The following is a 24,630-nucleotide window of genomic DNA, read 5'->3' as shown; positions in this document are numbered from 1 at the left end:
GTCCGCCGATCTGACGAAGGACTGCCCCGTGCGAGAGATCGCCGTCTTCAGCGGCAACGCCCACCCGGAACTGGCCGCCGAGATCTGCGCCCACCTGGAGGTGCCGCTGCACCCGGCCAGCATCGAGCGGTTCTCCAACGACTGCCTGGAGGTGCAGCTCCAGGGCAACTGCCGGGAGCGGGACGTCTTCGTCATCCAGCCGCTGGTGGAGCCCGTCCAGGAGAACCTGGTCGAGCTGCTGTTCATGATGGACGCGGCGCGCGGCGCCTCGGCGGCGCGCATCACCGCCGTGATGCCGCACTACGCGTACGCGCGTTCGGACAAGAAGGACGCGCCGCGGATCTCGATCGGCGGACGTCTCGTCGCCGACCTCCTGGCCACCGCGGGCGCGAGCCGCGTCCTGGCCATGGCGCTGCACTCGCCCCAGGTGCACGGCTTCTTCAGCGTCCCCGTCGACCACCTGCACGCGCTGCGCGAGCTCGCCGCGCACTTCCGGCGGTACGACCTGTCCAACACCACCGTCGTCTCCCCCGATCTCGGCAACGCCAAGGAGGCCGTCGCCTTCGCGCGCCTCCTGGACGCGCGGGTCGCGGCCGGCGCCAAGCAGCGCTTCACCGACGACAGCGTCTCCATCAGCTCGGTGATCGGCGACGTCACCGGCCGGGACGTCATCGTCCTCGACGACGAGATCGCCAAGGGCAGCACCGTCATCGAGCTGCTCGCCCGCCTGCGCGAGCTCGAACCCCGGTCGATCCGGGTCGCCTGCACGCACGGCCTCTTCTCGCACGGCGCGCTCGACCGCATCGGCGCGCAGGACGACGTCGAAGAGATCGTCTGCACCAACACCGTCCCCATCCCGGAGGCGAAGCGCGTGCCCAAGCTCAAGGTTCTCTCGGTCGCGCCCGCCCTGGCCGAGGCCATCCGCCGCATCCATGACGGCGAGTCCGTCAGCGCCCTCTTCGACCCCCGCCCCCAGGCGGCGCGGCGGACGCACCGATCACCGAATGCGACTGAAAAGACCACCGTCGAATGAGATGATCGCCGAATGAAGCCCAGACCGCTTGCGGACTTCCCCGTGAAGGTGTTCAGCGAATCAACAGAAAAGGAGCCGGAGACCGCCCACCTCTACGCCGGCATCTTCAACGTCACGCTCAATCACACGACACGGCTCGTTTTCGTCCCGGACTTATCCCCCGTGGCACCACCGTGGAGAAGCGGCATCTTGCCCGAGAACTACGACGACATCGCGACCGTGCGAGAGGCGCGGCTGGCGGCGGCCCTCAAAGGCTTTTATGTCGTCACGCCCAATGCCGAGCACGCCGGCACCGAGGAGCCGCTCCCCGACTTCCCCGACCCCGACGGCATGGTGATCTCCCCGCCCGGGACGGTCTTCTACGTCGCCCACGCCGAGTTCGACCGTTACCAGTCCGAACTGGCCGTTCTGGAAGACCTGCCGGGCTTCGTCAGCGGGCAAGTGAGCGAGTTGCGCGACCACCAGGTGATCACCTTTATCGAACGCCGTATCCTCGACTCGGCGTGGCTCAAACCCTACGATGCCCACATTCTCGGCCGTCCCACCTCCCTTTGATGAGCTCTTACTCCGCCGGAGAAATCGCTGATGAGCGCTCGCCGTCCCGCCGATCCCAACGAGCCCGACGTGGCTCTCGTCCTCAAGGCGTACGAAGATTTCGTCAAGGGTGACATCCGTTCCGCGACCGCGGCCCTGCATCCCGAGGTGGAATGGATCGAGCCCGACGAGTTCCCCCTTGGCGGGCGCCGCACGGGCCCGGCCTCGGTCGCCGAATATCTCACCGCGTCGATCGCTCTGTGGTCCGAACTCACGTCCGAACGCATGCCCTATCGGCACGGTGACCGCATCATCATCGTCCACCGCGTCCATGGCCGCCTGACCGACGGCACGCGCCATGCCTCGACCGTCGCCGACGTCTTCACCGTCCGCGACGGCCAGGTGATCCGGATGCGCGCCTACGCCGACCCCAACGAGGCCTTCATCTCCTAGGGCGGCCGAAACACGACAGGACGTGGCTGAACAACGGGCTGTCACATCGTCCGCCCGGGATCCGTCATGGCAGCGGAGCCAACGAGGATCCTGAAGGGACACCACCATGACCGAGTCACGCCTGCCCAATCCGGCCAAGCTCGTTCCCGAGCTCGGCGCCGTCGCCGGGGCGCTGGCCAAGGCCGCCGGGAACGGGTCGGTGCCGCAGAGCACCATCAGCCTGATCCAGCTGCGCGCCGGCCAGCTCGTGGGCAACACCTACCTGGCGGTCCTGCACACCGGCGCCCTGCGCATGTCCGGTGAGTCCGAGAAGCGGATCCCCGCCGTCGCCACCTGGAGGGACGCGCCCGGCTTCACCGACGCCGAACGGGTCGCGCTCGCGCTGGTCGAGGCCGTGCTGACGCCCGCGGCGGCGGGTGAACGCGTCTCCGACGAGCTGTACGCCGAGGCGTCGGAGCACTACGACGACCGGGCCCTCGCCACGTTGACGATGGCGATCGGCCAGGTCTGCTTCTTCATCCCGCTGGCCACCATCGGCAGGCCGCTCCCCGGCCTGACCCCCGCCACCCAGTGGCGCGACGCCGGCTGACCCGGCAGCGGGCCGAGGCGCGGGGCCTCCGTTCGTCGCGGACGGCCCCGCGCACGCTTTCTCGACCTCGGCTGATACCTGGCAGGAGAAGCCGCCGCACAGCCGTTCGCCGGGGCGCTGCGGAGCGTTATTTGACGCCGGCTTCCTTCATGTCGCGGAGTTCGCGCTTGAGCTCCTTGATCTCGTCGCGGAGGCGGGCGGCGAGCTCGAACTGGAGGTCGGTGGCGGCCTGGTGCATCTGGTCGGTCATCTGCTCGATGAGCGACTCCATCTCCTCGCGGGGGCGGTCGCCGACCAGGTCGGCGGCGTGGCGGCCTGGCGCCGTGCCGGAGGCGCGCGATTGGGCACCGCTGCGGCGGGAGGCCAGGCCGGGGACGGGGGCCTTGCCGCGGCTCTGCTGGCGGCCGGCGCCGCCGATGAGGGTCTCGGTGTCGGCGTCCTCGCGGACGAGGGAGTCGAGGATGTCGGCGATGCGCTTGCGCAGGGCGGTGGGCTCGATGCCGTGCTCTTCGTTGTAGGCCTGCTGCTTGGCGCGGCGGCGGTTGGTCTCCTCGATCGCGCGCTCCATCGACGGGGTGACGGTGTCGGCGTACATGTGGACCTGGCCGGAGACGTTGCGGGCGGCGCGGCCGATGGTCTGGATGAGGGACGTCTCGGAGCGCAGGAAGCCCTCCTTGTCGGCGTCCAGGATGGCGACCAGGCTCACCTCGGGCAGGTCGAGGCCCTCGCGCAGGAGGTTGATGCCGACGAGGACGTCGAACTCGCCGGAGCGCAGCTCGCGCAGGAGCTCGATGCGGCGCAGGGTGTCGACCTCGCTGTGCAGGTAGCGGACCTGGATGCCGAGCTCCAGCAGGTAGTCGGTGAGGTCCTCGGACATCTTCTTGGTGAGGGTGGTGACCAGGACCCGCTCGTCCTTGTCGGTGCGCAGCCGGATCTCGTGGATGAGGTCGTCGATCTGGCCCTTGGTGGACTTGACGATCACCTCGGGGTCGATCAGGCCCGTGGGGCGGATGACCTGCTCGATCACGTCGCCCTTGACGCGGTTCATCTCGTAGGTGCCGGGCGTGGCCGACAGGTAGACGGTCTGGCCGATGCGCTCGAGGAACTCCTCCCACTTGAGCGGGCGGTTGTCCATGGCGGACGGCAGCCGGAAGCCGTGCTCGACGAGCATGCGCTTGCGGGAGGCGTCGCCCTCGTACATCGCGCCGATCTGCGGGACGGTCTGGTGCGACTCGTCGATCACCAGGAGGAAGTCCTCGGGGAAGAAGTCGAGCAGGGTGTTGGGCGCGGTGCCCGCCTCGCGGCCGTCGATGTGGCGCGAGTAGTTCTCGATGCCGGAGCAGGTGCCGACCTGGCGCATCATCTCGATGTCGTAGGTGGTGCGCATGCGCAGGCGCTGGGCCTCGAGCAGCTTGTTCTGCCGCTCCATGGTCGCCAGCGTCTCCTCCAGCTCCGCCTCGATGCCGCCGATGGCCCGCTCCATGCGCTCGGGGCCGGCGACGTAGTGGGAGGCCGGGAAGACGTAGAGCTCGGTGTCCTCGGTGATGACCTCGCCGGTGAGGGGGTGCAGGGTGCTCAGCTTCTCGATCTCGTCGCCGAACATCTCGATGCGGACGGCGAGCTCCTCGTACTGCGGGATGATCTCGATCGTGTCGCCGCGGACGCGGAACGTGCCCCGGGTGAACGCCAGGTCGTTGCGGGTGTACTGCATGCCGACGAGCTGGCGCAGCAGGGCGTCGCGCTCGATCTCCTGGCCCACCTTGAGCTGGACCATGCGGTCGACGTACTCCTGCGGGGTGCCCAGGCCGTAGATGCAGGAGACGGACGCGACGACGACGGTGTCGCGCCGGGTGAGGAGGCTGTTGGTGGCCGAGTGGCGCAGCCGGTCGACCTCGTCGTTGATCGAGGAGTCCTTCTCGATGTAGGTGTCGGTCTGCGGGATGTAGGCCTCGGGCTGGTAGTAGTCGTAGTACGAGACGAAGTACTCGACCGCGTTGTTGGGCATCATCTCGCGCAGCTCGTTGGCGAACTGGGCGGCCAGGGTCTTGTTGGGCTGCATGACCAGGACGGGCCGCTGGAGCTTCTCGACCAGCCAGGCGATGGTGGCGGTCTTGCCGGTGCCGGTGGCGCCCAGCAGGACCGCGTCCTTGACGCCGCCCTCGATGCGCTCGGCCAGCCGGGCGATCGCCTGCGGCTGGTCGCCGGACGGCGTCATCTCGGTGACGACCTCGATCGGCGCCACCTTGCGCTGCAGGTCAGTGATGGGCCGCATGCGTTCGTTCTCCCCTGATCAAGCTGCCCGGGCCGAGACCGGCCCGCTCCCCCCAACTCTATGCAGGGGGTATGACAATCGCGCGGACCGTGCTATTTCCCGGCCGGCAGGGGGATCCGTGCGCGCAGGGCGTAACCGCCGTCGGCGATGGGCCCGGCGTTGAACGTGCCGCCCAGGGCGGTGACCCGCTCGCGCAGGCCGACCAGGCCGTTGCCGCCGCTGGGCAGGCCGTGCTCGGGCCGGCCGCCGGGCGGGGCGTTCTCGATCTCCACCTCGACCGCGTCCGGCAACATCAGGATGCCGATCATGGTGTTGGCGTCGCCCGCGTGCTTGTGGACGTTGGTCAGGCCCTCCTGGACGAGCCGGTAGATGGTCCGGCCGACGGCGGGCGGGATGTCGCGTTCCTCGCCCTGGACGAGCATCTCGGCGCGCAGCCCGGCGGACTGGGACTGGTCGACCAGCGCCCGGAAGTCGTCCATGGTGGGCGTCCCGGCCTGGAGGGCGCGTTCGCCCTGCCGGAGAACGCCGATCACCTGGCGCAGCTCGTCGAGCGCCTGGCGGCCCATGTCGCCGATCACCGCGGCGGTCTCGGCGGCCCGGTCGGGGTCGCGGGTGACGACGGCCTTGAGCGCCCCGGCGTGGACGACCATGACGCTCACCCGGTTGGCGACGACGTCGTGCATCTCGCGGGCGATGCGGGTGCGCTCCTCGGCCCGGGCCTTCTCGGCGAGCAGGTGCACCTCGCGCTCCAGCCGCCGGGTGCGCTCCTGGAGGGACGCGATCAGCTGCTTGCGCGCGCCCATGTAGAGGCCCAGCACCACCGGCAGCGCCGTGAACGCCAGCCCGAACGTCGCCAGGGCCAGGAACGGCTCGCCCACCGCGGTCGGGCCGGGGAAGATCAGGAACGAGAGGTAGACGGCCGCGGCGATCGCGATCACCGCGCGGCGGGACGCGGCGTACGCGCCGAGCGAGTAGACGATGATCAGCCCGGCGATGCCGCCGGCGCCCGTGACCGTGCTGAAGACCACCATGAACAGCGCCAGCGCGACGGGGTGGCGCCGCCGGACCACCAGGCCCAGTGCCAGGACGGCGCTGCAGACCGAGACGACCGGCGGCGGCAGGTAGAACTCCTGCGGGGCGTGCCACAACCAGATCGCGTCGAAGACGGCCGTGCCGGCCGCCAGGGAGATGTCGAGAATCCGGGACCGACGGGTCGGCCACAGCGCCGACCACCAGTTCCGAAAGCGCATGTGACGAGCCTATAGCCAGGCATTGCCCGGCCTGCCCCGATACTTGACCATCACCCCAGGTCCCGGGGCCCGGCCCGCCGGGACCCTACGAGACGGACCGTATCGCCTGGCCTGGACACCACTGTCTGGTTACGATGACGGCGCCGCCCAGGGAAACGGGGAATTAGCCAACGATGACCCGATTCGCCATTTGGCTCGGGAAGAACGCCGACGCCGTCATCGCCCTCACCCTCGCCATCGTCGTCGCCGTGATCAGCCTCGGCCTGCAGGTGCCGAACGAGACGCAGGTGGTCAACAGCGCCATCCTCGCGGTCGTCGGCCTGCTGGCGTCCTCGATCCTGCGCGACCGGGGCCGCCGCATCCCGGTGGAGGCGGAGGTCCGCGACACGCTGCGCGCGTCGTCGGCCACGCTGACCGGGCTCAGCGAGCGCCTGGAGCACATCGAGCGCTTCGAGGATGTGATCTCCGACACCAAGCGGGCGCTGGACGAGACCGCCGTGGTGCGGGTCATCAGCGGCGCCCAGGTCGGGCAGGTGCTCGCCGAGGCGCGCCGCGACACCGACCGCTGGTTCTTCAAGGGCGGCACCGGCACCTACATCCGCGCCCGCACCCTGCCCGAGTGCGTGGCGGCCGCCCGGCGGGAGCGCCGCACCCTGCTGTTCCGGGTCGAGATCCTCGATCCGACCAACGTGGAGGTCTGCGAGGCGTACGCGCGGCACCGCCGTTCGGTGTCGGACGAGACCGACGCGACCGGCGAGCCGTGGACGCTGGAGCGCACCCGCAAGGAGGCGTACGCGACGATCCTGGCGGCCTGCTGGCACAAGCAGCGGTTCGGCATGCTCGACATCGACCTCGGCCTCTCGCAGACGATGACGACCCTGCGCTACGACCTGTCCAAGGCGTGCGTGGTGGTCACCCGCGACGACCCGCGCGGCGAGGCGCTGGTCATCAACAACGACAAGTTCTACTACGGCTGGTACAGCGCCGAGCTCCAGGTCAGCCTCGACCAGGCGCGGCGCGTCCCGATCGAGCAGGCCCGCCTGGCGCCGCTGGACGACGAGCCGACCGTCGAGGAGACCCGCAAGCTCTTCGAGGTGCTCGGCATCGACCTGGCCCGCGGCTACTCCGACCGCGACGTCATCGACATCATCCGCAAGGCCCTCCGGGCCAAAGACCCCTTCGAGTGATGCGTTACGACGACATCCACGGCGCGCTCGTCGCGGGCACCGCGACGGACGTCCTGCCGGCGTGGGCGCACCGCGTGCTGGACGACATCGCGGCCGGGCGGCTGGCGGTCGCGGCGGTGCGGCATCCGCTCGGCTTCCTGTGCCTGCCCGTGGAACGTACCGGCGACCTGGGCGTCTGCCTGCACATCTGGTCGCCGGAGGCGCCCGCGGCACCGGCCACCACCTCGCCGGTGCACTGCCACAGCTGGGAGCTGATGAGCTTCGTGCTGTACGGGGCGCTGCGCAACACCCGCGCGCGGGTGGACGAGCTCCCCGCCGGGGCCGGGGCCGGCCACCGGGTCTTCCAGGTGGTCAGCCGGAGCGGGGAGGACGAGCTGCACGCCACGCCGCGCACGGTCCGCTTCTCTCCCGGCGACTCGGCGGTCCACCGCGCCGGCGACACCTACACGCTGCCCGCCGGGGTCTTCCACAGCACCGACATCGAGGACGGGCCGGACGCGGCGACGGTCGCGCTGGGCCGGCAGACGCCGGGCGGCGGCGACCTGTCGCTGGGCCCGCTCGACACCCCCACGCACCGGACGCGCCGCACGCACTGCGACCCCGGCGAGATCGCGCGGGCCGCGCACCGTTCGGCCCGCCTGCTGGAGGCCGCCCACGACGGCCCGCCCGGCCCGCCCGGACCCGCCGGTCCCGCCCCCGATGACGGCCGCAGGTCGGCCAGGCTCTGATCACCACCACGGAGAGGCCCCGATGACCCCATCGACCCCCGCCCCGGCCCCTCTCGTCGATCTTCACCAGGCGCGCGACGTCGCGTCCCGGGCCGCCGAGGCGGCCGGAGAGCTGCTGCGCGCCCGGATGACGGGCCCGTTCGAGGTGCGGATCAAGGACTCCGAGCACAGCGAGGTGGACGTCGTCACCGACCTCGACCTGGCCTGCGAGGCGGTGATCCTCGAACGGCTCGGCGCGGCCTTCCCCGGTCATCGCGTCATCTCCGAGGAGGCCGGGGTCGTCGGCGCGCCCGACGGCACGTTCACCTGGCTGGTCGATCCGCTGGACGGCACCAACAACGTCGCGATCGGGATGCCGGTGTGCGCGGTCGGCCTGGCGTTGTGCGCCGGCCCGATGCCCGTGCTGGGCGTCGTGCACGAACCGGTCAGCGGCCGGACGTGGACGGCGGTGCAGGGCGAGGGCGCGCGCGGCCCGGACGGCGCGGCGCTGCGGCTCCCGGCCAGGCCGCGCCCGGGCCGGGCCGAGCGGCCCGTGCTGGCGTGGGTGCAGGGGCACGGCGTGCCGCGCGACGACGCCACCGCGGCCGGGCTCAAGGGCATGCTCGACTTCCACGGCGGGCGGCTGCTGCAGCTGTGGGCGCCGCTCGTCGCCTGGGCGATGCTGGCGCGCGGCGACATCGACGGGATCGTCGGCTACCGCACCGAGCTGATCGACCTGCCCGCCGGGGCGCTGCTGGCGCAGGAGGCGGGGGCGGAGCTCCGCGCGCTGGGGGGCGGCCCGTACGCGGCGGGCATCGACCTGCCGGACGCGGCGCGCAGCTTCGTCGCGGCCCGTCCCGACCTGCTCGGCCGCCTCCTGGAGACGACGGGCGGCGCCTCCGCCGCCCGCCCCGCCGTCACCCGGTGAGCAGGAGCGCCGCGACGGAGGCGGCGCAGCCCAGCACCGCGAGCGCCGTGCCCGTCAGGACGAACTTGCGCATCGGCACCCGCACGTCCCAGCGGCGGCACCACTCGAACCACAGCAGCGTCGCCAGCGAGCCCCACGGCGTGATCACGGGCCCGACGTTGGTGCCGATGAGCAGCGACAGCAGCTGGTCCTGGTTGCCCTCGGGGACGGCCGACTCCCCCGCGACGTACGCGGGCAGGTTGTTGAGCAGGTTCGACAGGCCGCCGCCGGCGAACGCGGCGCGCGCCGCCCCGGCGGCGCCGTCGTCGGTGCCGATGAGCGCCCGCATCACCTCGTCCAGCCCGAACCGCTCCAGCGTGGGCACCACCAGGAACAGCCCGGTGACGAACACCATCAGCTGCCACGGGATCAGCGACGGGCGCAGCGCCGCGCGGTCGCGGACCGCGAACGCGGCCACCGCCACCGCCGCCGCCACGGTCGCCGCGATGCCCAGCTGGACACCCGTGTGCACCCCGGCGAGGATCGCACCGATGAACAGCAGGCAGGCCAGCCCCGTCGCGGAGAAGAGCGTGCGGTCGCGCACCGGCTCGGGCTCGGGCGGCTCGTACCGCGCGGCGTCCTCACCGCGCATCGACCGCCGCCAGAAGAAGACCCACAGCAGCACCATCGTGACCGCGATCGCGGCGAGCTGCGGCGCCCACATGCGCGCGGCGAACTCCGGCGTCTCCAGGGCCACCCGATCGGCCGCGAGCAGGTTGGTCAGGTTGGACACCGGCAGCAGCAGGCTCGCGGTGTTGGCGAGCCACACGGTGGTCATCGCCAGCGGCAGCGTCGCGATGCGCGCCCGCACGGCCAGCGCGAGCATGACCGGCGTCAGCAGCACGGCCGTCGTGTCGAGGTTGAGGAAGATGGTGTTGACCGAGGCGAACGCGACGCACAGCAGGAACAGCGCGAAGTAGTCGCCGCGCCCCCACCGTGCGAGCCGCTGCGCGATCGCGTCGAAGACCCCGGCCTCCTTGGTCAGCTCGGCCAGCACGATGACGCTGAACAGGAACAGCAGCAGGGGCGCGATGCGCTCGATGCTCGCCTCGGCGTCCGCGCGCGGCAGCAGGCCGGTGGCCACGAAGAACAGCCCGAGCAGCAGCAGGCCGATCCGGATCCAGTCGAGCACCCCCATGGAGTCCGCGGCGGTGCGGAGGACCTGAGCTGGACGTGACACGGCGAACATGATCCCATATGCCCCGCCGGGCCGCGCGATGCTGCGTCCCCGGTTCGCGCCGGGCGATAATCGCTGCATGACTCCCCCCGGTCAGTCACGCCAGGAACGCCCGACCGACTTCTTCATCAGCTACTCCCCCGCCGACGAGCGGTGGGCGGCCTGGATCGCCTGGCAGCTGGAGGCGGCCGGGCACCGGACGATGATGCAGGCCTGGGACTTCGTGCCGGGGACCAACTTCATCGACTTCATGGACCGAGGCCTGTCGGAGGCCAAGGTCGTGGTGGCGGTGCTGTCGCGCAACTACCTGCGTTCGCGCTACGGCCGGTGGGAGTGGATGGCCGCGCTGCGCGCCGACCCCGACGACCCGGCCAACAAGCTGGTGACGGTACGGATCGAGGACTGCCCGATCGACGGGCTCCTGTCCACCATCACCTACGTCGACCTCGTCGGCGTCGAGGATCCCGACGAGGCGCGCGGCCTGCTGATGCGGCGCATCCAGGAGGCGCTCGCCGGGCACGCGATGCCCGCCGCGGGCCCCGGCTTCCCCGGCGGCGCGGGCACCGCCGGCGGCCCCGGCCCGGGCGGGCGCGCCCCGCTCACCGGCCACGTCGAGCGCGACGACTCCGGCCACGGCGATCCGTACCGCGCCGCCGAGCCGCACCACCGGGGCGGGCCGCGGCTGCCCGAGCCGGCCGGTGAACGCCCGGCCCGCCGCGCCCCGGTCGCCGCGCCCGCGTTCCCCGCCGCGTCCGGGGCCTCCCCGGAGCCGCGCGAGCACGTCAGCGTGCTGCACGTCAGCGGCCCGCGGTTCGGCCGCACGCTCGCCGATCCCGACGAGCCCACCACCGCCACCGAGCTCCAGGACCGCATCTGGAGCGACGTCACCCGGCTGGCCGACTCCGACGTGCCGCGGCCCGACCTGCTGGTGGTCACCGGCAACCTCACCCATTCGGGCAGCCGCAAGGAGTTCACCGAGGCGCTGTCGTTCCTCACCAGCCTGCGGGCGCTGCTCGGCCTCGAGGCGCAGCGCGTGGTGATCGTGCCGGGCACGCACGACGTCAACCGCGCCGCGTCGCAGGCCTACTTCTCCAGCTGCGAGGCCGACGACATCGACCCGCAGCCGCCCTACTGGCCCAAGTGGCGGCACTTCGCCGGGCTCTTCAAGGAGCTCTACCAGGGCCTCGACAGCCTGGTCTTCGACAGCGCCCAGCCGTGGACGCTCTTCCCGGTGCCCGACCTCAAGGTCGTGATCGCCGGCCTCAACTCCACGCTCCCGCAGACCCACCGCGAGGGCGACCGGTACGGGCAGGTCGGCCAGGCGCAGGCGGCGTGGTTCACCGAGCGGCTGCGGCATTTCGAGGACGAGGGCTGGCTGCGGCTCGCGGCGGTCGAGCACACCCCGATCGGCGGCGAGCCCGGCGCGCTGCGCGCCCCCGACCCGGCCACCGTCGACTCGCTGCTCGGCGGCCACGTCAACCTCTTCTTCCAGGGCACCGAGCCCGACTTCGGCAGCGGCCTCCCGCACCTGCCGTCCGGCGCCCCGTGCGTCCCGGCGCTCGGCCCCGGCCGCCACCAGGTCGTGGTCGTCCGGCGCGGCGGGCTGGAGCGCTGGATCCCGGAGGAGGCCGCCCGCCGCGGCCCGGAGCGCCTCGAACGCGCGTGGGTCAAGGTCGGTGGCACGTTCCCGCCGCCGCCCGGCGAGGCGGGCCGCCCGGCCGGCGAGACCGCGGTCGGCCCGACGCCTGAGATCGGCCCGCGCCAGGTCCAGGTCGAGCCCGCCGCCGACCCCACCGCCGACCTGCTCGACCGCATCGCCGAGGCGTGCGAGACCCGTTTCGAACGTGCCACGATCCGGCGCGTGGTCCCCGCCTCGCGCGGCGGGAGCACGGCCGAGCCGCCGCACCTGCTGCTGACGCACATGGAGGACGGGTTCGTCCGGCAATACCGGATCGGCGCGCACGTGGGCACCGTCGGCGCCGACGACATCGACGCGTTCGTCCGCCACGTGCACGCCGACGGCGCCGACCACGGCTCCGAGCTGGTCTACCTCGGCACCGCGCCGCCGCGGTCGCTGCGCGAGGACGCGTTCCGGCGCGGCGTCCGGGTGCGCAGCCTCACCGAGTTCCAGGGGCTGCTCGACCTGTCGGAGTACGTCAGCGGGCAGACGAGCCGGCTCGCCTCGGGCGGCCTCTACCCGCCGTCGCTGTACGTCCCGCAGCGTTACCGCGACCTCGACCGGCCCGCGGCGGGGCCGGAGGCGCAGGACGACCTGGTCGGCGAGATGGTGCGGCTGCTGGCCGCCGACCACGGGCGGTTCCTGCTGCTGCTCGGCGACTTCGGGCGCGGCAAGACGTTCGCGCTGCGCGAGCTGGCCCGGCGCATCCCGGCCGAGCTGCCGCACGTGATCCCGATCCTCATCGAGCTGCGGGCGCTCGACAAGGCGCACTCGGTGGACGGGCTGGTCGCCGCGCACCTGGCCAACCACGGCGAGGAGCTCATCGACCTCAAGGCGTTCCACTACATGTTGCGGCAGGGCCGCATCGTGCTGCTGTTCGACGGCTTCGACGAGCTGGTGACCCGGGTGACCTACGACCAGGCCACCGACCACCTCGACACGCTGCTCCAGGCCGCGCAGGACAAGGCCAAGATCGTGGTGGCCAGCCGGACGCAGCACTTCAAGTCGCAGGCGCAGGTGCTCACCGCGCTCGGCGAGAGGGTCGGCGTGCTGCCGCACCGGCGCGTGCTCGGCATCGAGGACTTCACCCCCGCGCAGGTCCGCTCCTACCTGGTGCACCGGTACGGCGACGAGGAGACCGCCGACGACCGGCTGCGCATCCTGTCGGGCATCGAGGAGCTGCTCGGCCTCACCAGCAACCCGCGCATGCTGAGCTTCATCGCCGACCTGCCCGAAGACCGGCTGCGCGCCGTCGCGCGGGCCCGGCACACCGTCAGCCCGGCCGATCTCTACCGCGAGATCCTCACGTCCTGGCTGACGCACGAGACCGAACGGGTGCGCGCCACCGGCGGCCCTTCCGGGCTCGGCACCGACGACATGTGGCGGGCCGTCGGCACGCTCGCGCTGCGCCTGTGGGAGAGCAACGAGTCGTTCCTGCGGCTCAACGAGCTGTCGGACGTGGCCGACACGCTCACCGACCTCGCCGAGGGACGCCTGTCGGCGCACCAGGTCACGCACGCCGTCGGCGCCGGGAGCCTGCTGGTCCGCACCGAGGACGGGCTGTTCGGCTTCATCCACGGCTCGGTGATGGAGTGGCTCGTGGCCCGGCACATCGCCGCCGAGTTCGCGCGCGACGCCCCGCCGCGGGCGTTGTCGACGCGCGCGCTGTCGCAGCTGACCGTCGACTTCCTGTGCGACCTCGCCGACACGCGCGCGCTGCAGCGGTGGGCGGAGACCGTCCTGGCCGACGCCGACCGCCAGGACGTCGAGCGCGCCAACGCCATCAAGGTCACCACCAGGCTGCGCACGCCCGCCCGCGCCGACCTGCGCGGCGCCAACCTCCAGGGCGAGGACCTCTCCTACCGCGACCTCCAGGAGGTCGACCTGACCGGCGCCGACCTCACCGACGCGCAGCTGGTCGGCGCCAACCTGTCGCGCGCGGTGCTGCGCGACGCCTCGCTGGCCGGGGCGCGGCTGGACGAGGCGCGCCTCACCGGCGCCGACCTGCGCGGCGCCAACCTCAACCGCGCCCGGCTGGCCAACGCCGACCTGCGGGACGCGGCGATCGAGGGCAGCACGTGGACGCGCGCCGCGCTCATCGCCGCGGCCCTCCCCGACCGCCTCGCCCAGGCGCCCGAGCTGCGCGAGGCCGCCATCGCGCCCGGCCGCCCCATCGACGTGCAGATCGCGCCCGCCGCCGTCGGCGTCCCGTACGGGTTCCACTTCCAGACCAGCCGCCTGCCGCAACCCCTCGCCTACAGCCCGGGCGGCGCGGTGCTGGCGGTCGGCAGCGAGGACGGCGGCGTGCTCATCGTGGACGCCGTCACCGGCACGCCGCTGCGCACCCTCGAAGGGCACCGCGACCGCGCCTACGCCGTCGCGTTCGACCGCGGCGGCAACATGCTGGCCAGCGGTTCGGCCGACGGCGCCGTACGGTTGTGGGACCTGGCCACCGGGCGCTGCGCGCACACCCTCACCGTCCACGACGAGGGCGTCTGGCCGGTGGTTTTCGGCCCCGGCGCGCAGGTGGCGGCCGGCGCCGCCGACGGCGTGATCCGGGTGTGGGACGCGGCGACCGGCGAGCTGCGGCACGAGCTGCCCGGCCACACCGCGCCGGTCTACACGGCGGTCTTCGACCCGGTGCGGCCGCGCATGGTGACCGGCGACGCGAGCGGCACCCTGCGCGTGTGGGACCTGGCGACCGGCGAGCTCGACCGCACCCTCACCGGCCATCGCGGAGCCGTCTACCGGGCGGTGTTCCATCCCGACGGGTCGCTGCTGGCCGCGGGCGACGAGGCGGGCGTGGTGCGGCTGTGGGACATCCGCACCGGCGAGATCCGCCAGGAGCTGCTCGGCCACACCGGACGCGTCTACGCGCTGGCGTTCCATCCCGGCGGCGAGCTGATGGTCACCGGCGACACCGACGGATCGGTGCGGATCTGGGAGGACGCGCGGCACAAGCTGACCCTGGCCGGTCACGGCGGCGCCATCTACCAGGCCGCGTTCAGCCCGGACGGCGGGCGGCTGGCCACCGCCGACAGCGCCGGGTCGGTGCGGCTGTGGGACGCCGAGACCGGACGGCAGCGGCTGGAGCTGGCCGGGCACCGCGGCGCGGTGTGGCCGTTCGCGTTCCGCCCGGACGGCGCGCAGCTGGCGACCAGCAGCAACGACGGCACCGCCCGCGTGTGGGACGCCGAGTCCGGGCAGTGCCGGGTGGTGCTGCGCGGCCACGGCCGGCGCATCACCACCGTGTGCTTCAGCCCGGACGGCGGGCTGCTCGCCGGCGCGGGCAACGACGGCCTGGTGCGCCTCTGGGAGCCGCGCACCGGGCGGCTGGTCGGCGAGCCGCTGCGCGGCACCGCCGACAACCTGACGTCCGCCGCGTTCAACCCCAACGGCACCCAGCTGGCGACCGCGACCAACGACGGCGGCGTGCACCTGTGGCAGGCGGGCACCGGCACGTTCGAACGCGAGCTGAACGCCGAGACCGACCACGTGTGGGCGCAGGCGTTCAACCCGGCCGGCGACATCCTGGCGACGGCCAACGACGACGACAGCGTCCGGCTCTGGTACTGGACCACCGGCCGCGAGACCGTCAACCTCGCCGACCACAAGGGCCGCGTGCGCTCGATCGACTTCAGCCCGGACGGCACGCTGGTGGCCACCGGCTGCGACGACGGGCTCGTGCGCATCTGGCACACCCGCTCCGGCGAGTGCCTCACGACGCTGCGCGGCCACGCCGACCGCGTCTACCGCGTGGCCTTCCACCCGGACGGCGACCTGGTCGCCAGCGCCAGCAACGACGGCACCGCACGGCTCTGGGAGCACCGCACCGGCGAGACCCGGCACGTCCTGACCCGCCACACCGGGCGCCTGTGGACGGCCGCGTTCGCCCCGTCCGGCTCGCTGCTGGCCACCGCCGGCGACGACCTGGTGATCCGCCTGTGGGACCCGCACAGCGGACGGCACCTGCACACACTGCCCGGCCACACCCGCCGCGTGTGGTCGCTGGCGTTCTCCCCGGACGGCGTGACCATGGCCAGCGCGGGCGACGACGGCGCCATCCTGCTGTGGGACGTCGGCGACCCGTCGGCGCCGGCGCGGCGCGCCACGCTGCTGGGCCTGTCGGAGGGCTGGGCGGCGCTCACCCCGGACGGCCGCTACAAGTGGGAGGGCAACGCCACGGCCGAGTTCTGGTACGGCATCGGCATGTGCCGTTTCGAGCCCGGCGAGCTGGACCCCTACCTGCCCGAAGTCCGCAGGCTGGCCCTGGAGGCCGACCTCTAGCCCACCTGCGCCCCCAGAGGCCGCCCGCACCCGGGGAACGGCCGGGTCAGCGGGCGGCGAGCGCCAAGCCGGCACCGCCGAGGCCCTCGGCGAACTCCGCCTCGTAGACCGCGTCGCCCAGCGCCGCCCGGACCGCGGCGGTGATCCGCGTGTTCTCCTCCAGGTCCGTGCGGGCGGGCCCGTCGACCGGGTCGCAGCCGGGCTCGCAGTCCGGCTCCATGCCCGGGCCGCCGCCCAGGTCCACGCCGACGCCACGATCCGGACCGGGCTCGCGCTCCTGACCGTTGCCATCGAGGCCGTCGCGGTCCGGGGCGCCGCCCGGAGCAGGCTCGCGGTCCGGGGCGCCGTCGTGGCGGGCGCCGGAGGGGCGCGCGGGCGTCGCGGGGAGGCGGAGGGCGGCGGCGGCGCCGAGGAGGCGGGCCGCCTCGCCGGCGCGGCCGGTCAGCAGGTAGGCGGCGGCGAGTCCTTCGAGGGCGAACGCGGCGCGGCGGGGGCCGCGTTCGCCGGACGCCTCCGCGCGCAGGGTCTCGGCGGCGTACGCCAGGACGTCTCCCAGCGACCGGCTCGCCTCGCCGGGACGGCCGTTCTGCATCCAGTACCAGGCGAGCGCGCCGGTCAGGCGCACGGCCAGCTCGGTGTCGCGGCGGTCGAGCGTGCTCCGCAGGGCGGCGCGCAGGTTGGCGGTCTCGGCGTCAAGGCGGGCGATCCAGCGCAGCCGCGCCGGGCCGTGGCGGTAGACCTCGGCGCACTCGGCCAGCATCGTGTAGTAGAGGTCGCGGCGCCGCTGCACGGCGTCGAGCTCGCCCGCCTCGCGCAGCCTCTCGGCGCCGTACGCCGCGATCGACTCCAGCAGGCGGTAGCGGCCGGTCTCGGCGCGGACGGCCAGCGAACGGTCGACGAGGCCGGCGAGCACGGCGGGCGCCCCGGCCACGCCGCCGGTCTCCTCCGCCGTCTCCAGGGTGAAGCCGCCCGGATGGACGGCGAGCCGGCGCAGCAGCACACGTTCGGGCTCGGCCAGCAGGTCCCAGCTCCACTCGATCGTCGCGCGCAGCGTGCGCTGGCGGCCGGGGACGGCGCCGCGCCGGCCCGCGCCCAGCAGGCCGAAACGGTCGTCCAGGCGGGCGGCCAGCTCGTGCACGCCGAGCCCGTTGACGCGGGCCGCGGCCAGTTCGAGGGCCAGCGGCAGCCCGTCGAGGCGGCGGCAGATCGTGGCGACCGCGCCCGCCTCGCCGGGGCCGAGGGTGAGACCCGCCGCCGCGGCGGCGCGGGAGGCGAACAGCCGGGCCGCGGCGTCCTCGTCCAGCGGCGGCACGGGACGGACGATCTCGCCGGCGATGCCGACGGGCTCCCGGCTCGTGGCGAGGATCCGCAGGCCGGGAACGGCGCGCAGGAGCCGGTCGGCGAGCGCGGCGACCGGCTCGGCCACGTGCTCGCAGTTGTCCAGGAGCAGCAGCGCGTGGGTGCCCGCGAGCGCCGCGGCGGGTTCGGGGCCGTCGTGCCCCAGGGCGTCGGCGACGGCTTCGGCGACCTTGCCGTCCGGCGAGCCGGGCGGGAGGGCCGCGAGCTCGACCAGGTGGACGCCGTCGGGGAACGGCTCGGACGCCGCGGCCTCCAGGGCCAGCCGCGTCTTGCCCACTCCCCCGGGCCCGGTGAGCGTCACCAGCCGCTCCTTGCCGACCAGCACGCGGACCTCGTCCACCAGCGGCGTGCGGCCGACCAGCTCGGTGTACGGGACCGGCAGCGGCCGCGCGGCGAGCGCGCCGGCGCGGGCCGCGGGCGCGGGCGCGTCCAGGGACGGCGACTGCTCCAGGATCGCCTGGTGCAGCGCGTCGATCTCGGGGCCGGGGGCCAGGCCCAGCTCACCGTCCAGCCGGGTGCGCAGGGCCCGGTGGACGTCGAGCGCCTCGTTCTGCCGCCCGGACCGGTAGAGCGCGAGCATGAGCGCGGCGCCGAACCGCTCGCGCAGCGGATGCCGGTCGACGTGATCGTGCAGCTCGCCGACCAGGGCGCTGTGCTCGCCGAGCGCCAGGCGCGCCTCGGCGAGGTCCTCCTGGGCGGTGAGCCGCGCCTCGTCCAGGCGGGCGATCGTGCTGCGGGTGAACGCGTCGTCGGCGAAATCGGCGAACGCCGGACCCCGCCACAGCAGGAGCGCCTCGGTCAGCAGCGCCGCCCGGGCCGCGGGCCCGGCGGCCGCGCGCGCCCGGCCGGTCAGCTCCTCGAAGCGCCGGGCGTCGACGTCCGCGCCGTGCAGGAGGTAACCGGGCGGCCGGGACAGGACCAGCTCGGCACCGCCCGGCTCGGCCTCCCGCAGGACTCGCCGGAGCTGCGACACCTTGGCGCGCAGGGCGCCGAGGGGCTTGCCTGGCGGGTCGCGCGGCCAGAGGTCGTCGACGAGGCGGTCGGCCGACACCGGGCGCCCCGCGTTCACCAGCAGGTCCGCCAGCAGCGCACGGACCTTCAGCTCCGGCACCCGCACCGGGCCGCCCGCGTCCGTCCAGACCTCCAGAGGGCCCAGCACCCCAAAGCGCATAGAGCCACGTTAACCGGCCGTAAGCGAATCCGAATCTCTCCATAACGCCCCCGGCGCACCGTGGGATCGACATTCCGCGTTGAGAAGGGTTCGCCATGTCATCGACGTCAACGCACGTCCCGCGCCGCGCCGGGGCCAGAGAGTGGGCGGGGCTGGCCGTGCTCGCCCTGCCCATGTTGCTGCTCGCCCTGGACAACAGCGTGTTGTTCCTGGCGGCGCCGCAGGTCGGCGCCGACCTGGACCCCAGCGCCGTCCAGCTTCTGTGGATCATGGACGTCTACAGCTTCATGGTGGCCGGATTCATGATCACCATGGGCACGCTCGGCGACCGGATCGGCCGGCGCCGGCTGCTGATGCTGGGCGCCGCCGCGTTCGCCGCGGCCTCCGTCCTCGCCGCCTTCTCGGGCAGCGCGGAGATGCTGATCATCGCCCGGCTGCTGCTGGGCGTCGCGGGGGCCACGCTCGGCCCGTCCGCGCTCGCCCTGGTCGGCACCATGTTCACCGACCCGCGGCAGCGCGGGCTGGCGTTCGGCATCTTCACCGCGTGCTTCATGGGCGGCGCCGCGCTCGGTCCCGTCGCCGGCGGCGTCCTGCTGGAGTCCTACTGGTGGGGCTCGGTGTTCCTGCTGGGCGTGCCGGTGATGGCGCTCCTGCTGATCACCGGGCCGGTGATCCTGCCCGAGTACCGGGACACCGCCGCCGGGCGGGTCGATCTCGCCAGCGTCGCGCTGTCGCTCGCCACGATCATGCCCGTCATCTACGGGCTCAAGGAGATCGCCGAGGACCCGGGGCGCCTGACGCCCTACCTCGTCCTGGCCGCCGGGCTCGCGTTCGGCGCGTGGTTCGTGAGGCGCCAGCTGACCCTGGCCGACCCGCTGCTGGACCTCGGCCTGTTCAAGGGCCGCGCCTTCACCGCCACGCTCGCCATCCTGCTGGTCACCATGATCATGCAGGGCGGCCTGTACCTCTTCGCCAGCCAGTACCTCCAGCTGGTCGAGGGCATGACGCCGCTGAAGGCCGGCCTGTGGCTGGTCGCGCCCGCCGTCGCGATGGGCGTCGGGTCGGTGACCGCGCCGCTCATCGCGCGCCGGTTCCGGCCCGCCCACATCCTGGGGCTGGGCTTCACGGTCGCGGCCGCCGGGCTGGTGACGATGGCGGTGGCCGACGGGCTGGCGGGGCTCCTCACCGGCCTGGTCATCGCGTTCCTCGGCACCGCGCCGGTCGGCGTCTTCGCGTTCGACCTGATCGTGGGGTCGGCTCCGCTGGAACGTGCGGGCGCCGCCTCGGCGATCGCCCAGACCAGCGGCGAGCTCGGCATCGCGCTCGGCATCGCGCTGCTGGGCAGCCTCGGCGGCGCGGTCTACCGGCTGCGGATGGACGTCCCGGCGGGCGAGGACTCGCTGAGCGCCGCCGCCGAGGCCGCGGGGCACCTCTCCGCCCCCGCCGCCGGCACCCTGCTGGACGCCGCGCACGCCGCGTTCGGGGACGCCCTCATGGCCGTCTCGTTCGCCTGCGCCGCGGCGATGGCCGTGCTCGCCGTCGTCTCGGTCGTGGTCCTGCGCTCCATCGCGCCCGCCACCGGCGAGCCCGCCGAGGAGGCCGCCCCCGGGACGCCCGGCGCGGACGGGCCCGGCACGCGGACGCCCGGCGCGGACGGGCCCGGCGCCGGTGCGGAGCCGGTCGTCAGGGCGTGACGACCGCGACCGTGGCGTCGTCGTGGATCTTGTGACGCGGCCAGCGGGAGGCGTCCGGGTCGGAGCGTTCGGCCTCCCGCGTCCGGCCGATCAGCCCCTCGGGCCCGGCCTCGTCGATCAGGCGGACGAGGCCGGGCCGGTCGGTGAGGCCGAAGTCGTCCGCGAGCCGGGCGGCGCCGTCGGTGAGCAGGAACGCGCGCCGCAGGCCCTCCAGGGGCACCGAGCCCGTGATGGCCGCCTCGGCCACGTCCGGGTCGGCCGCGGCGAAGGGGTGGCGTCCGGTGACCTCCTGGAGCCCCTCAGCGGTCTCCAGGAGCAATGTCGAGTCGGCGAGGACCAGATAGTCCACGACGTCCCCCCGGACGCGCAACGCCACGACCGTGGCGGCGGGCGTGGTGGGGACGCTCAGGTCGCAGGTGGCCCGGTGGGCGTCCGCCACGTCCGCGATGGCCCCCGCCAGGCGCCCGACCAGCGGCCTGCGGGCGGGCCGGTGGGCACCCTCGGGCGGGCCCACCGGCGGCCCGGCCGGGGGTGCCTCCCCCAGGCCGTCCGTGAGCCTCGCCAGCAGGCGGGTCCCGAGCGAACGCGAGTACCACGCCGTGCCGTGGACGCACCCCAGGTCGGTCCCGAGCTCCAGGCCGCAGCCGTCGAGGACGACGACCGCCCCCGGCGCCGCCGCCACGAAGTCCTCGTTCCGGCGCTCCGGACCGCCCTGATCGGTCGCCCACGTCACCCGCATCCCGAAACCTCCTCCGAGCCGACGCCCCCGTTTGGACGCCGCACCGCCGCCAACGGCTCCGCCGCGCTGCCTTTACCGCCTGGCCTCCGGCGTCTGGCGTCCCCGCAGCCATCCGGCCGATCATGCGCACCTCGAGCAGGCACGCCCAGGACAAGCACGCATCAGGACAAGCACACCCACGGACCTGCGCACCCCACGGACCAGCGCACCCCAAGGACCTGCGCGCACCGGGTCAGCGGCGGCCGGATCAGGGGGCCGGGTCGCCGGGCTTGGCGGCCGCCTTGGCCTCGGCTCGGGACCTCAGGTCCTCCCAGACCGCGTCGACCTTGGCCTTGAGGTCGTCGATGGTGCCGGAGTTGTCGATGACGTGGTCGGCGATGGCACGCCGGGCCTCGCGCGTGGCCTGGGCGGCGATGCGGGACCGTGCCGCCTCCTCGGTCATGCCGCGGCGGGACGTCAGCCGGTCGAGCTGCGTCTCGACCGGAGTGTCGACCACCACGACGACGTCGTAGAACCCGGCCAGGTCGTTCTCGGTGAGGAGCGGGACGTCGTAGACGACGATCGCGTCCTCGGGGGCCGCGTCCATCAGCTCCTGCATACGTTCGCCGACGAGCGGATGCACGATCGTGTTGAGCGCCTTGAGGCGCTCGGCGTCGGCGAACACGATCGAGCCGACCTTGTCGCGGTCGAGGCCGCCGTCCGGCAGCAGCACCTCGTCGCCGAACTCGGCGACGACGGCGGCCAGGCCCGGGGTGCCCGGCTCGACCACCTCACGGGCGATCTTGTCGGCATCGATGACCACGGCGCCGTGCCCGGACAGGCGCCTGGAGACCTCGCTCTTGCCCGACCCGATCCCGCCGGTCAGGCCCACTCGCAGCAGCACGCGCCCCAGCGTACGGGATCACGCTTCCTGGGCCGCGGGCACCAGGGGCTTGCGCATGTGAACGAGGGTCAGGTGCGCCGCGACGCGTTCGCGGTGGGTCTCGGTGTAGCCGAGGCGGCGGTAGAGACGCAGGTTGTCCTCCGACAGGTGCCCGGTGAACAGCACGCAGGCGTCCGCACGGCCCGCGACCTCGCGTTCGAGCGCCTCCATCAGGGCGCGGGCGACCCCGCGGCCCTGCATGTCGGGCGCGACGACGAGCCTGCCGATCAGGCAGGTGTGGTCGCTGAACTGGGCGCGCACGGCACCGACCAGACGGCCGTCCAGCATCGCCTTGAGCACCACCGCGTCGGCGTTGAGCACCTTGACCAGCTGCTCGTACGACTCGACCAGCGGGGGGATGAAGGGGTCGCCGTACAGCTGCGCCTCGCTGACGTACGCGGCGCGCTGCACGGTCAGGAGCTCCCCTGCGTCGTCGGGATCCGCCGGCTCGATCCTGACGTCCTGTGCGCTCATAGGGCGAACCCTACCGGGCCCCGCGCCGCCGGTCCGCTCAGCGCCCGATCCGGACGGTCACCCCGACGGGATAGTGGTCCGACGCCTCCGACGGGGTCACCTCGTAGTCGGTGAACATGAGGTCGTCGGTGCCGAAGATCCAGTCGATGCGCTCGCCGTCGGGCGTGGTCGGCGAGGCGTCGCCGCTCGCGGTGCTGCGCAACGTCCCGCCGCCCTCCAGCAGGTGAATGATCTCCTCGCTGCCCGGCCCGGCGTTCATGTCGCCGCCGATGATCGTGCGCGGCGCGCCGCCCCAGGCCCGCAGCAGCGCGGCGACCTCGCGGAGGCGCTCGTCGCGCTGGTCGGCGCCGCCCTCCAGATGCGTCGACCACACGTCGATCGTGGAGTCGCCCACGCCCAGCCGCGCCCACACGTACCCGCGGATCTGCGACCAGTCGCCCTTGGGCATCCGGCCGGTGCCCGACCGGCGGACCGACAGCGAGGTGAGGATGGCGTTGCCGAACTGGCCGTCGGCGGCCGGTCCCCAGATCAGCTTCATGCCGAGCCGCCGCGACAGCCAGACGCCCACGTCGGTGGTGCCCGACAGCAGCGAGCCGCGGCTGGCCTCCTGGAGGAGGACGACGTCGGCCTTCTGGCCCTCGATGACCCGGGCGATGCCCTCGGGGTCGAGCCGGCCCTTCTGGTTGACGGCGTCGTGGATGTTGTAGGTGACGACGCGGACCCGCCCGGACGCCCCCGCGGCCCGCGCCTCCTTCTGCGGCGTGGCCACAGTGAAGATCGCGGAGCCGAGCAGCAGCGCCAGCGACGCCGCCGCGGCGGTGAGGGCGCGCAGCGGCGCCCGGGCCGGGAGCGGGCCGCCGCGCGCGGCGGCGATGGCGGCCAGCGCGCCCAGCAGGATCCCGGCCAGGCCGGGCAGCACGTTGTTGGGGACCGGCAGCGGCGTGACGGCGCTCACCTGGTACGGGACGAGGATCGCGGCGATCAGCAGGCCGCCGATGGCCGCGCCGACGTCGACGCGCCACACCGGGCCGCCGACTCCGGCCCGCCGCAGCGGGGCCCGGCAGGCGACGGCGAGCAGCCACGCGGCCAGTACCTGGCCCACGATCACGACGGGGACGACCTCGATGCCGGAGACCGCGTACGTCCCGGCGATCGCGCCGGCGCCCACCCCCAGCAGGGTGCCGCCCAGCACGCACACGCCGCCCGGGACGGCCCGCACCGCCAGCCCGGAGGCCAGGAACGCCAGCGCCAGCCCCTGGCCCGCCACGATCACGATGTGCGCCCCGACGAGGCTCTGCCAGCCGGACGAGGCGACGAAGGCGGGGCTGGACAGCACCAGGATCTGCAGCGCCAGGAACGGCCCCAGCGCGGCGGCGCCCAGCGCGTCCCGCCACGAGATGCCCGGTGCGGCGATCGGGCCCGACGAGATCTCCCGGTAGAGCGCGGCGGCGCCGAGCCCCACGAACAGCAGGCACGGCAGCCACGGCCACGGTCCGTCCCGCCACGCCGAATCCCAGGTGGCGAAGGCCATCCGGACGGCCGAGTCGACCGCCAGGCCCGCCACCGCGGCCGTGGCGAAGCCCACGCCCGACAGGCCGCGGGCGCCCTCGTACAGCGCCGCCACCGCGATCATGCCGATGGCCGTGCCGAGGAACGCCAGCCACAACTGCGGCGTCAGCGCCTGCGCGAGCAGCCGCACCGCGAAGAGGCCGCCGACACCGGCCAGCAGCAGGCCCTGCGGCCCTGCGGCGCGCCGGATGAGCGGGCTCAGGAAACCCGACAGGTAGACCAGCAGCACCAGCGCGGCGGCCGCGCCGGTGCCCGCCGAGTCGGCGAAGCGGTCCAGCTGGGGAAGCGAGAACCGGAGGGTCTGCGCGAGCACCGCGACCGTGATCGCGATCAGGACGAGCCGCGCCGGGCCCTGCGGGACGATCGAGGGGCCGGCCGGCTGTGCGGGCCCACCGGGTCTGGTACCTACGTCTGTACTGGCCAAGGGAAACAACTGCTCCGGGGACGAGCGGGACGAGGGGCGGGATCTGCTGGCAGAGATCCGAGGGTATCGGCTCCCCGCCGCGGGTCGAAACACCGTGCCCACATGCCGGGACGGCCCCCAGCACCGCGCCGGGGACGACCACGG

At 73.7% G+C, this 24,630-nt stretch carries 17 protein-coding genes; 9 read left to right on the top strand and 8 right to left on the bottom strand.

Annotated features, from left to right (window positions below):
* The first annotated feature begins 28 nt into the window (after nt 1-28).
* From ABZ810_RS19720 to ABZ810_RS19705, 4 genes are all read left to right on the top strand, one after another.
* The gene (locus tag ABZ810_RS19720; RefSeq protein ID WP_358404826.1) at nt 29-1,033 is read left to right on the top strand and encodes a ribose-phosphate diphosphokinase; all 1,005 of its coding nucleotides are present in this window, start codon (nt 29-31) and stop codon (nt 1,031-1,033) included.
* A gap of 12 nt (nt 1,034-1,045) precedes the next feature.
* Nucleotides 1,046-1,588: a hypothetical protein gene (locus tag ABZ810_RS19715; RefSeq protein WP_358404824.1), complete on the top strand. Its 543-nt coding sequence runs from the start codon at nt 1,046-1,048 to the stop codon at nt 1,586-1,588.
* A 30-nt stretch (nt 1,589-1,618) separates the two neighbouring features.
* Nucleotides 1,619-2,020 (top strand): nuclear transport factor 2 family protein, encoded by a 402-nt coding sequence (locus ABZ810_RS19710; RefSeq protein ID WP_358404821.1) that lies wholly within the window; start codon nt 1,619-1,621, stop codon nt 2,018-2,020.
* 106 nt (nt 2,021-2,126) lie between these two features.
* Nucleotides 2,127-2,609: a carboxymuconolactone decarboxylase family protein gene (locus ABZ810_RS19705; protein ID WP_358404819.1), complete on the top strand. Its 483-nt coding sequence runs from the start codon at nt 2,127-2,129 to the stop codon at nt 2,607-2,609.
* 127 nt (nt 2,610-2,736) lie between these two features.
* On the opposite strand, the gene uvrB is transcribed toward ABZ810_RS19705, so the two are convergent.
* Together uvrB and ABZ810_RS19695 are read right to left on the bottom strand one after the other, a co-directional pair.
* Entirely contained in the window at nt 2,737-4,881 is a 2,145-nt protein-coding gene (gene uvrB / locus ABZ810_RS19700) for an excinuclease ABC subunit UvrB (RefSeq protein ID WP_358404817.1), read from the bottom strand.
* Nucleotides 4,882-4,973: 92 nt separating this feature from the next.
* Nucleotides 4,974-6,131: a histidine kinase gene (locus tag ABZ810_RS19695; RefSeq protein WP_358404815.1), complete on the bottom strand. Its 1,158-nt coding sequence runs from the start codon at nt 6,129-6,131 to the stop codon at nt 4,974-4,976.
* Between the two features lie 173 nt (nt 6,132-6,304).
* Between ABZ810_RS19695 and ABZ810_RS19690 the strand changes: the two genes are divergently transcribed.
* The 3 genes from ABZ810_RS19690 to ABZ810_RS19680 are packed head-to-tail and all read left to right on the top strand — an operon-like array spanning nt 6,305 to nt 8,953.
* A complete protein-coding gene (locus tag ABZ810_RS19690; protein WP_358404812.1) occupies nt 6,305-7,318 on the top strand; it encodes a hypothetical protein in 1,014 nt (337 codons plus the stop codon).
* A complete protein-coding gene (locus ABZ810_RS19685; protein ID WP_358404809.1) occupies nt 7,318-8,046 on the top strand; it encodes a hypothetical protein in 729 nt (242 codons plus the stop codon). The genes ABZ810_RS19690 and ABZ810_RS19685 overlap by 1 nt, the downstream gene beginning before the upstream one ends.
* Before the next feature lie 22 nt (nt 8,047-8,068).
* Nucleotides 8,069-8,953 carry an inositol monophosphatase gene (locus tag ABZ810_RS19680; RefSeq protein WP_358404807.1) on the top strand — a complete coding sequence of 295 codons (885 nt, stop codon included), beginning with the start codon at nt 8,069-8,071 and terminating at the stop codon, nt 8,951-8,953.
* On the opposite strand, the gene ABZ810_RS19675 is transcribed toward ABZ810_RS19680, so the two are convergent.
* Nucleotides 8,943-10,172, bottom strand: a complete 1,230-nt coding sequence (locus tag ABZ810_RS19675) for an SLC13 family permease (protein ID WP_358404805.1) — start codon at nt 10,170-10,172, stop codon at nt 8,943-8,945. The genes ABZ810_RS19680 and ABZ810_RS19675 overlap by 11 nt on opposite strands.
* 76 nt (nt 10,173-10,248) lie before the next feature.
* On the opposite strand from ABZ810_RS19675, the gene ABZ810_RS19670 reads away from it, so the two are divergent.
* Nucleotides 10,249-16,134: a TIR domain-containing protein gene (locus ABZ810_RS19670; RefSeq protein WP_358404803.1), complete on the top strand. Its 5,886-nt coding sequence runs from the start codon at nt 10,249-10,251 to the stop codon at nt 16,132-16,134.
* Nucleotides 16,135-16,180: 46 nt separating this feature from the next.
* On the opposite strand, the gene ABZ810_RS19665 is transcribed toward ABZ810_RS19670, so the two are convergent.
* On the bottom strand, nt 16,181-18,664 hold the full coding sequence (locus ABZ810_RS19665) for a BTAD domain-containing putative transcriptional regulator (protein WP_358404800.1): 2,484 nt from the start codon (nt 18,662-18,664) through the stop codon (nt 16,181-16,183).
* Nucleotides 18,665-18,759: 95 nt separating this feature from the next.
* On the opposite strand from ABZ810_RS19665, the gene ABZ810_RS19660 reads away from it, so the two are divergent.
* On the top strand, nt 18,760-20,358 hold the full coding sequence (locus tag ABZ810_RS19660; protein WP_358404797.1) for an MFS transporter: 1,599 nt from the start codon (nt 18,760-18,762) through the stop codon (nt 20,356-20,358).
* Here the strand turns inward: ABZ810_RS19660 and ABZ810_RS19655 are convergent.
* The 4 genes from ABZ810_RS19655 to ABZ810_RS19640 all read right to left on the bottom strand — a co-directional run bounded on the left by ABZ810_RS19655 (nt 20,348) and on the right by ABZ810_RS19640 (nt 24,486).
* Nucleotides 20,348-21,097, bottom strand: a complete 750-nt coding sequence (locus tag ABZ810_RS19655; protein ID WP_358404795.1) for an integrase — start codon at nt 21,095-21,097, stop codon at nt 20,348-20,350. The two genes, ABZ810_RS19660 and ABZ810_RS19655, sit on opposite strands and share 11 nt — an antisense overlap.
* Before the next feature lie 247 nt (nt 21,098-21,344).
* Nucleotides 21,345-21,977, bottom strand: coding sequence for a dephospho-CoA kinase (gene coaE / locus ABZ810_RS19650; RefSeq protein WP_358405509.1), 633 nt, complete (start codon nt 21,975-21,977; stop codon nt 21,345-21,347).
* Nucleotides 21,978-21,998: 21 nt separating this feature from the next.
* On the bottom strand, nt 21,999-22,493 hold the full coding sequence (locus tag ABZ810_RS19645) for a GNAT family N-acetyltransferase (protein ID WP_358404792.1): 495 nt from the start codon (nt 22,491-22,493) through the stop codon (nt 21,999-22,001).
* Nucleotides 22,494-22,530: 37 nt separating this feature from the next.
* On the bottom strand, nt 22,531-24,486 hold the full coding sequence (locus ABZ810_RS19640; RefSeq protein ID WP_358404790.1) for an endonuclease/exonuclease/phosphatase family protein: 1,956 nt from the start codon (nt 24,484-24,486) through the stop codon (nt 22,531-22,533).
* Nucleotides 24,487-24,630 lie beyond the last annotated feature (144 nt).

It is taken from the genome of Spirillospora sp. NPDC047279 (genome assembly GCF_040643285.1).
GTDB lineage: Bacteria > Actinomycetota > Actinomycetes > Streptosporangiales > Streptosporangiaceae > Spirillospora.
Note: the sequence above shows the minus strand (reverse complement) of the source record. Positions and strands in the feature narration are given on the sequence as shown.

What these genes read in the sequence shown, in the direction of transcription:
- ABZ810_RS19715 (WP_358404824.1), top strand. Translation starts at nt 1,046, where the DNA reads ATGAAGCCCAGACCGCTTGCGGACTTCCCCGTGAAGGTGTTCAGCGAA.
- ABZ810_RS19710 (WP_358404821.1), top strand. Translation starts at nt 1,619, where the DNA reads ATGAGCGCTCGCCGTCCCGCCGATCCCAACGAGCCCGACGTGGCTCTC.
- ABZ810_RS19705 (WP_358404819.1), top strand. Translation starts at nt 2,127, where the DNA reads ATGACCGAGTCACGCCTGCCCAATCCGGCCAAGCTCGTTCCCGAGCTC.
- uvrB (WP_358404817.1), bottom strand. Translation starts at nt 4,881, where the DNA reads ATGCGGCCCATCACTGACCTGCAGCGCAAGGTGGCGCCGATCGAGGTC.
- ABZ810_RS19695 (WP_358404815.1), bottom strand. Translation starts at nt 6,131, where the DNA reads ATGCGCTTTCGGAACTGGTGGTCGGCGCTGTGGCCGACCCGTCGGTCC.
- ABZ810_RS19690 (WP_358404812.1), top strand. Translation starts at nt 6,305, where the DNA reads ATGACCCGATTCGCCATTTGGCTCGGGAAGAACGCCGACGCCGTCATC.
- ABZ810_RS19685 (WP_358404809.1), top strand. Translation starts at nt 7,318, where the DNA reads ATGCGTTACGACGACATCCACGGCGCGCTCGTCGCGGGCACCGCGACG.
- ABZ810_RS19680 (WP_358404807.1), top strand. Translation starts at nt 8,069, where the DNA reads ATGACCCCATCGACCCCCGCCCCGGCCCCTCTCGTCGATCTTCACCAG.
- ABZ810_RS19670 (WP_358404803.1), top strand. Translation starts at nt 10,249, where the DNA reads ATGACTCCCCCCGGTCAGTCACGCCAGGAACGCCCGACCGACTTCTTC.
- ABZ810_RS19665 (WP_358404800.1), bottom strand. Translation starts at nt 18,664, where the DNA reads ATGCGCTTTGGGGTGCTGGGCCCTCTGGAGGTCTGGACGGACGCGGGC.
- ABZ810_RS19660 (WP_358404797.1), top strand. Translation starts at nt 18,760, where the DNA reads ATGTCATCGACGTCAACGCACGTCCCGCGCCGCGCCGGGGCCAGAGAG.
- ABZ810_RS19655 (WP_358404795.1), bottom strand. Translation starts at nt 21,097, where the DNA reads ATGCGGGTGACGTGGGCGACCGATCAGGGCGGTCCGGAGCGCCGGAAC.
- ABZ810_RS19645 (WP_358404792.1), bottom strand. Translation starts at nt 22,493, where the DNA reads ATGAGCGCACAGGACGTCAGGATCGAGCCGGCGGATCCCGACGACGCA.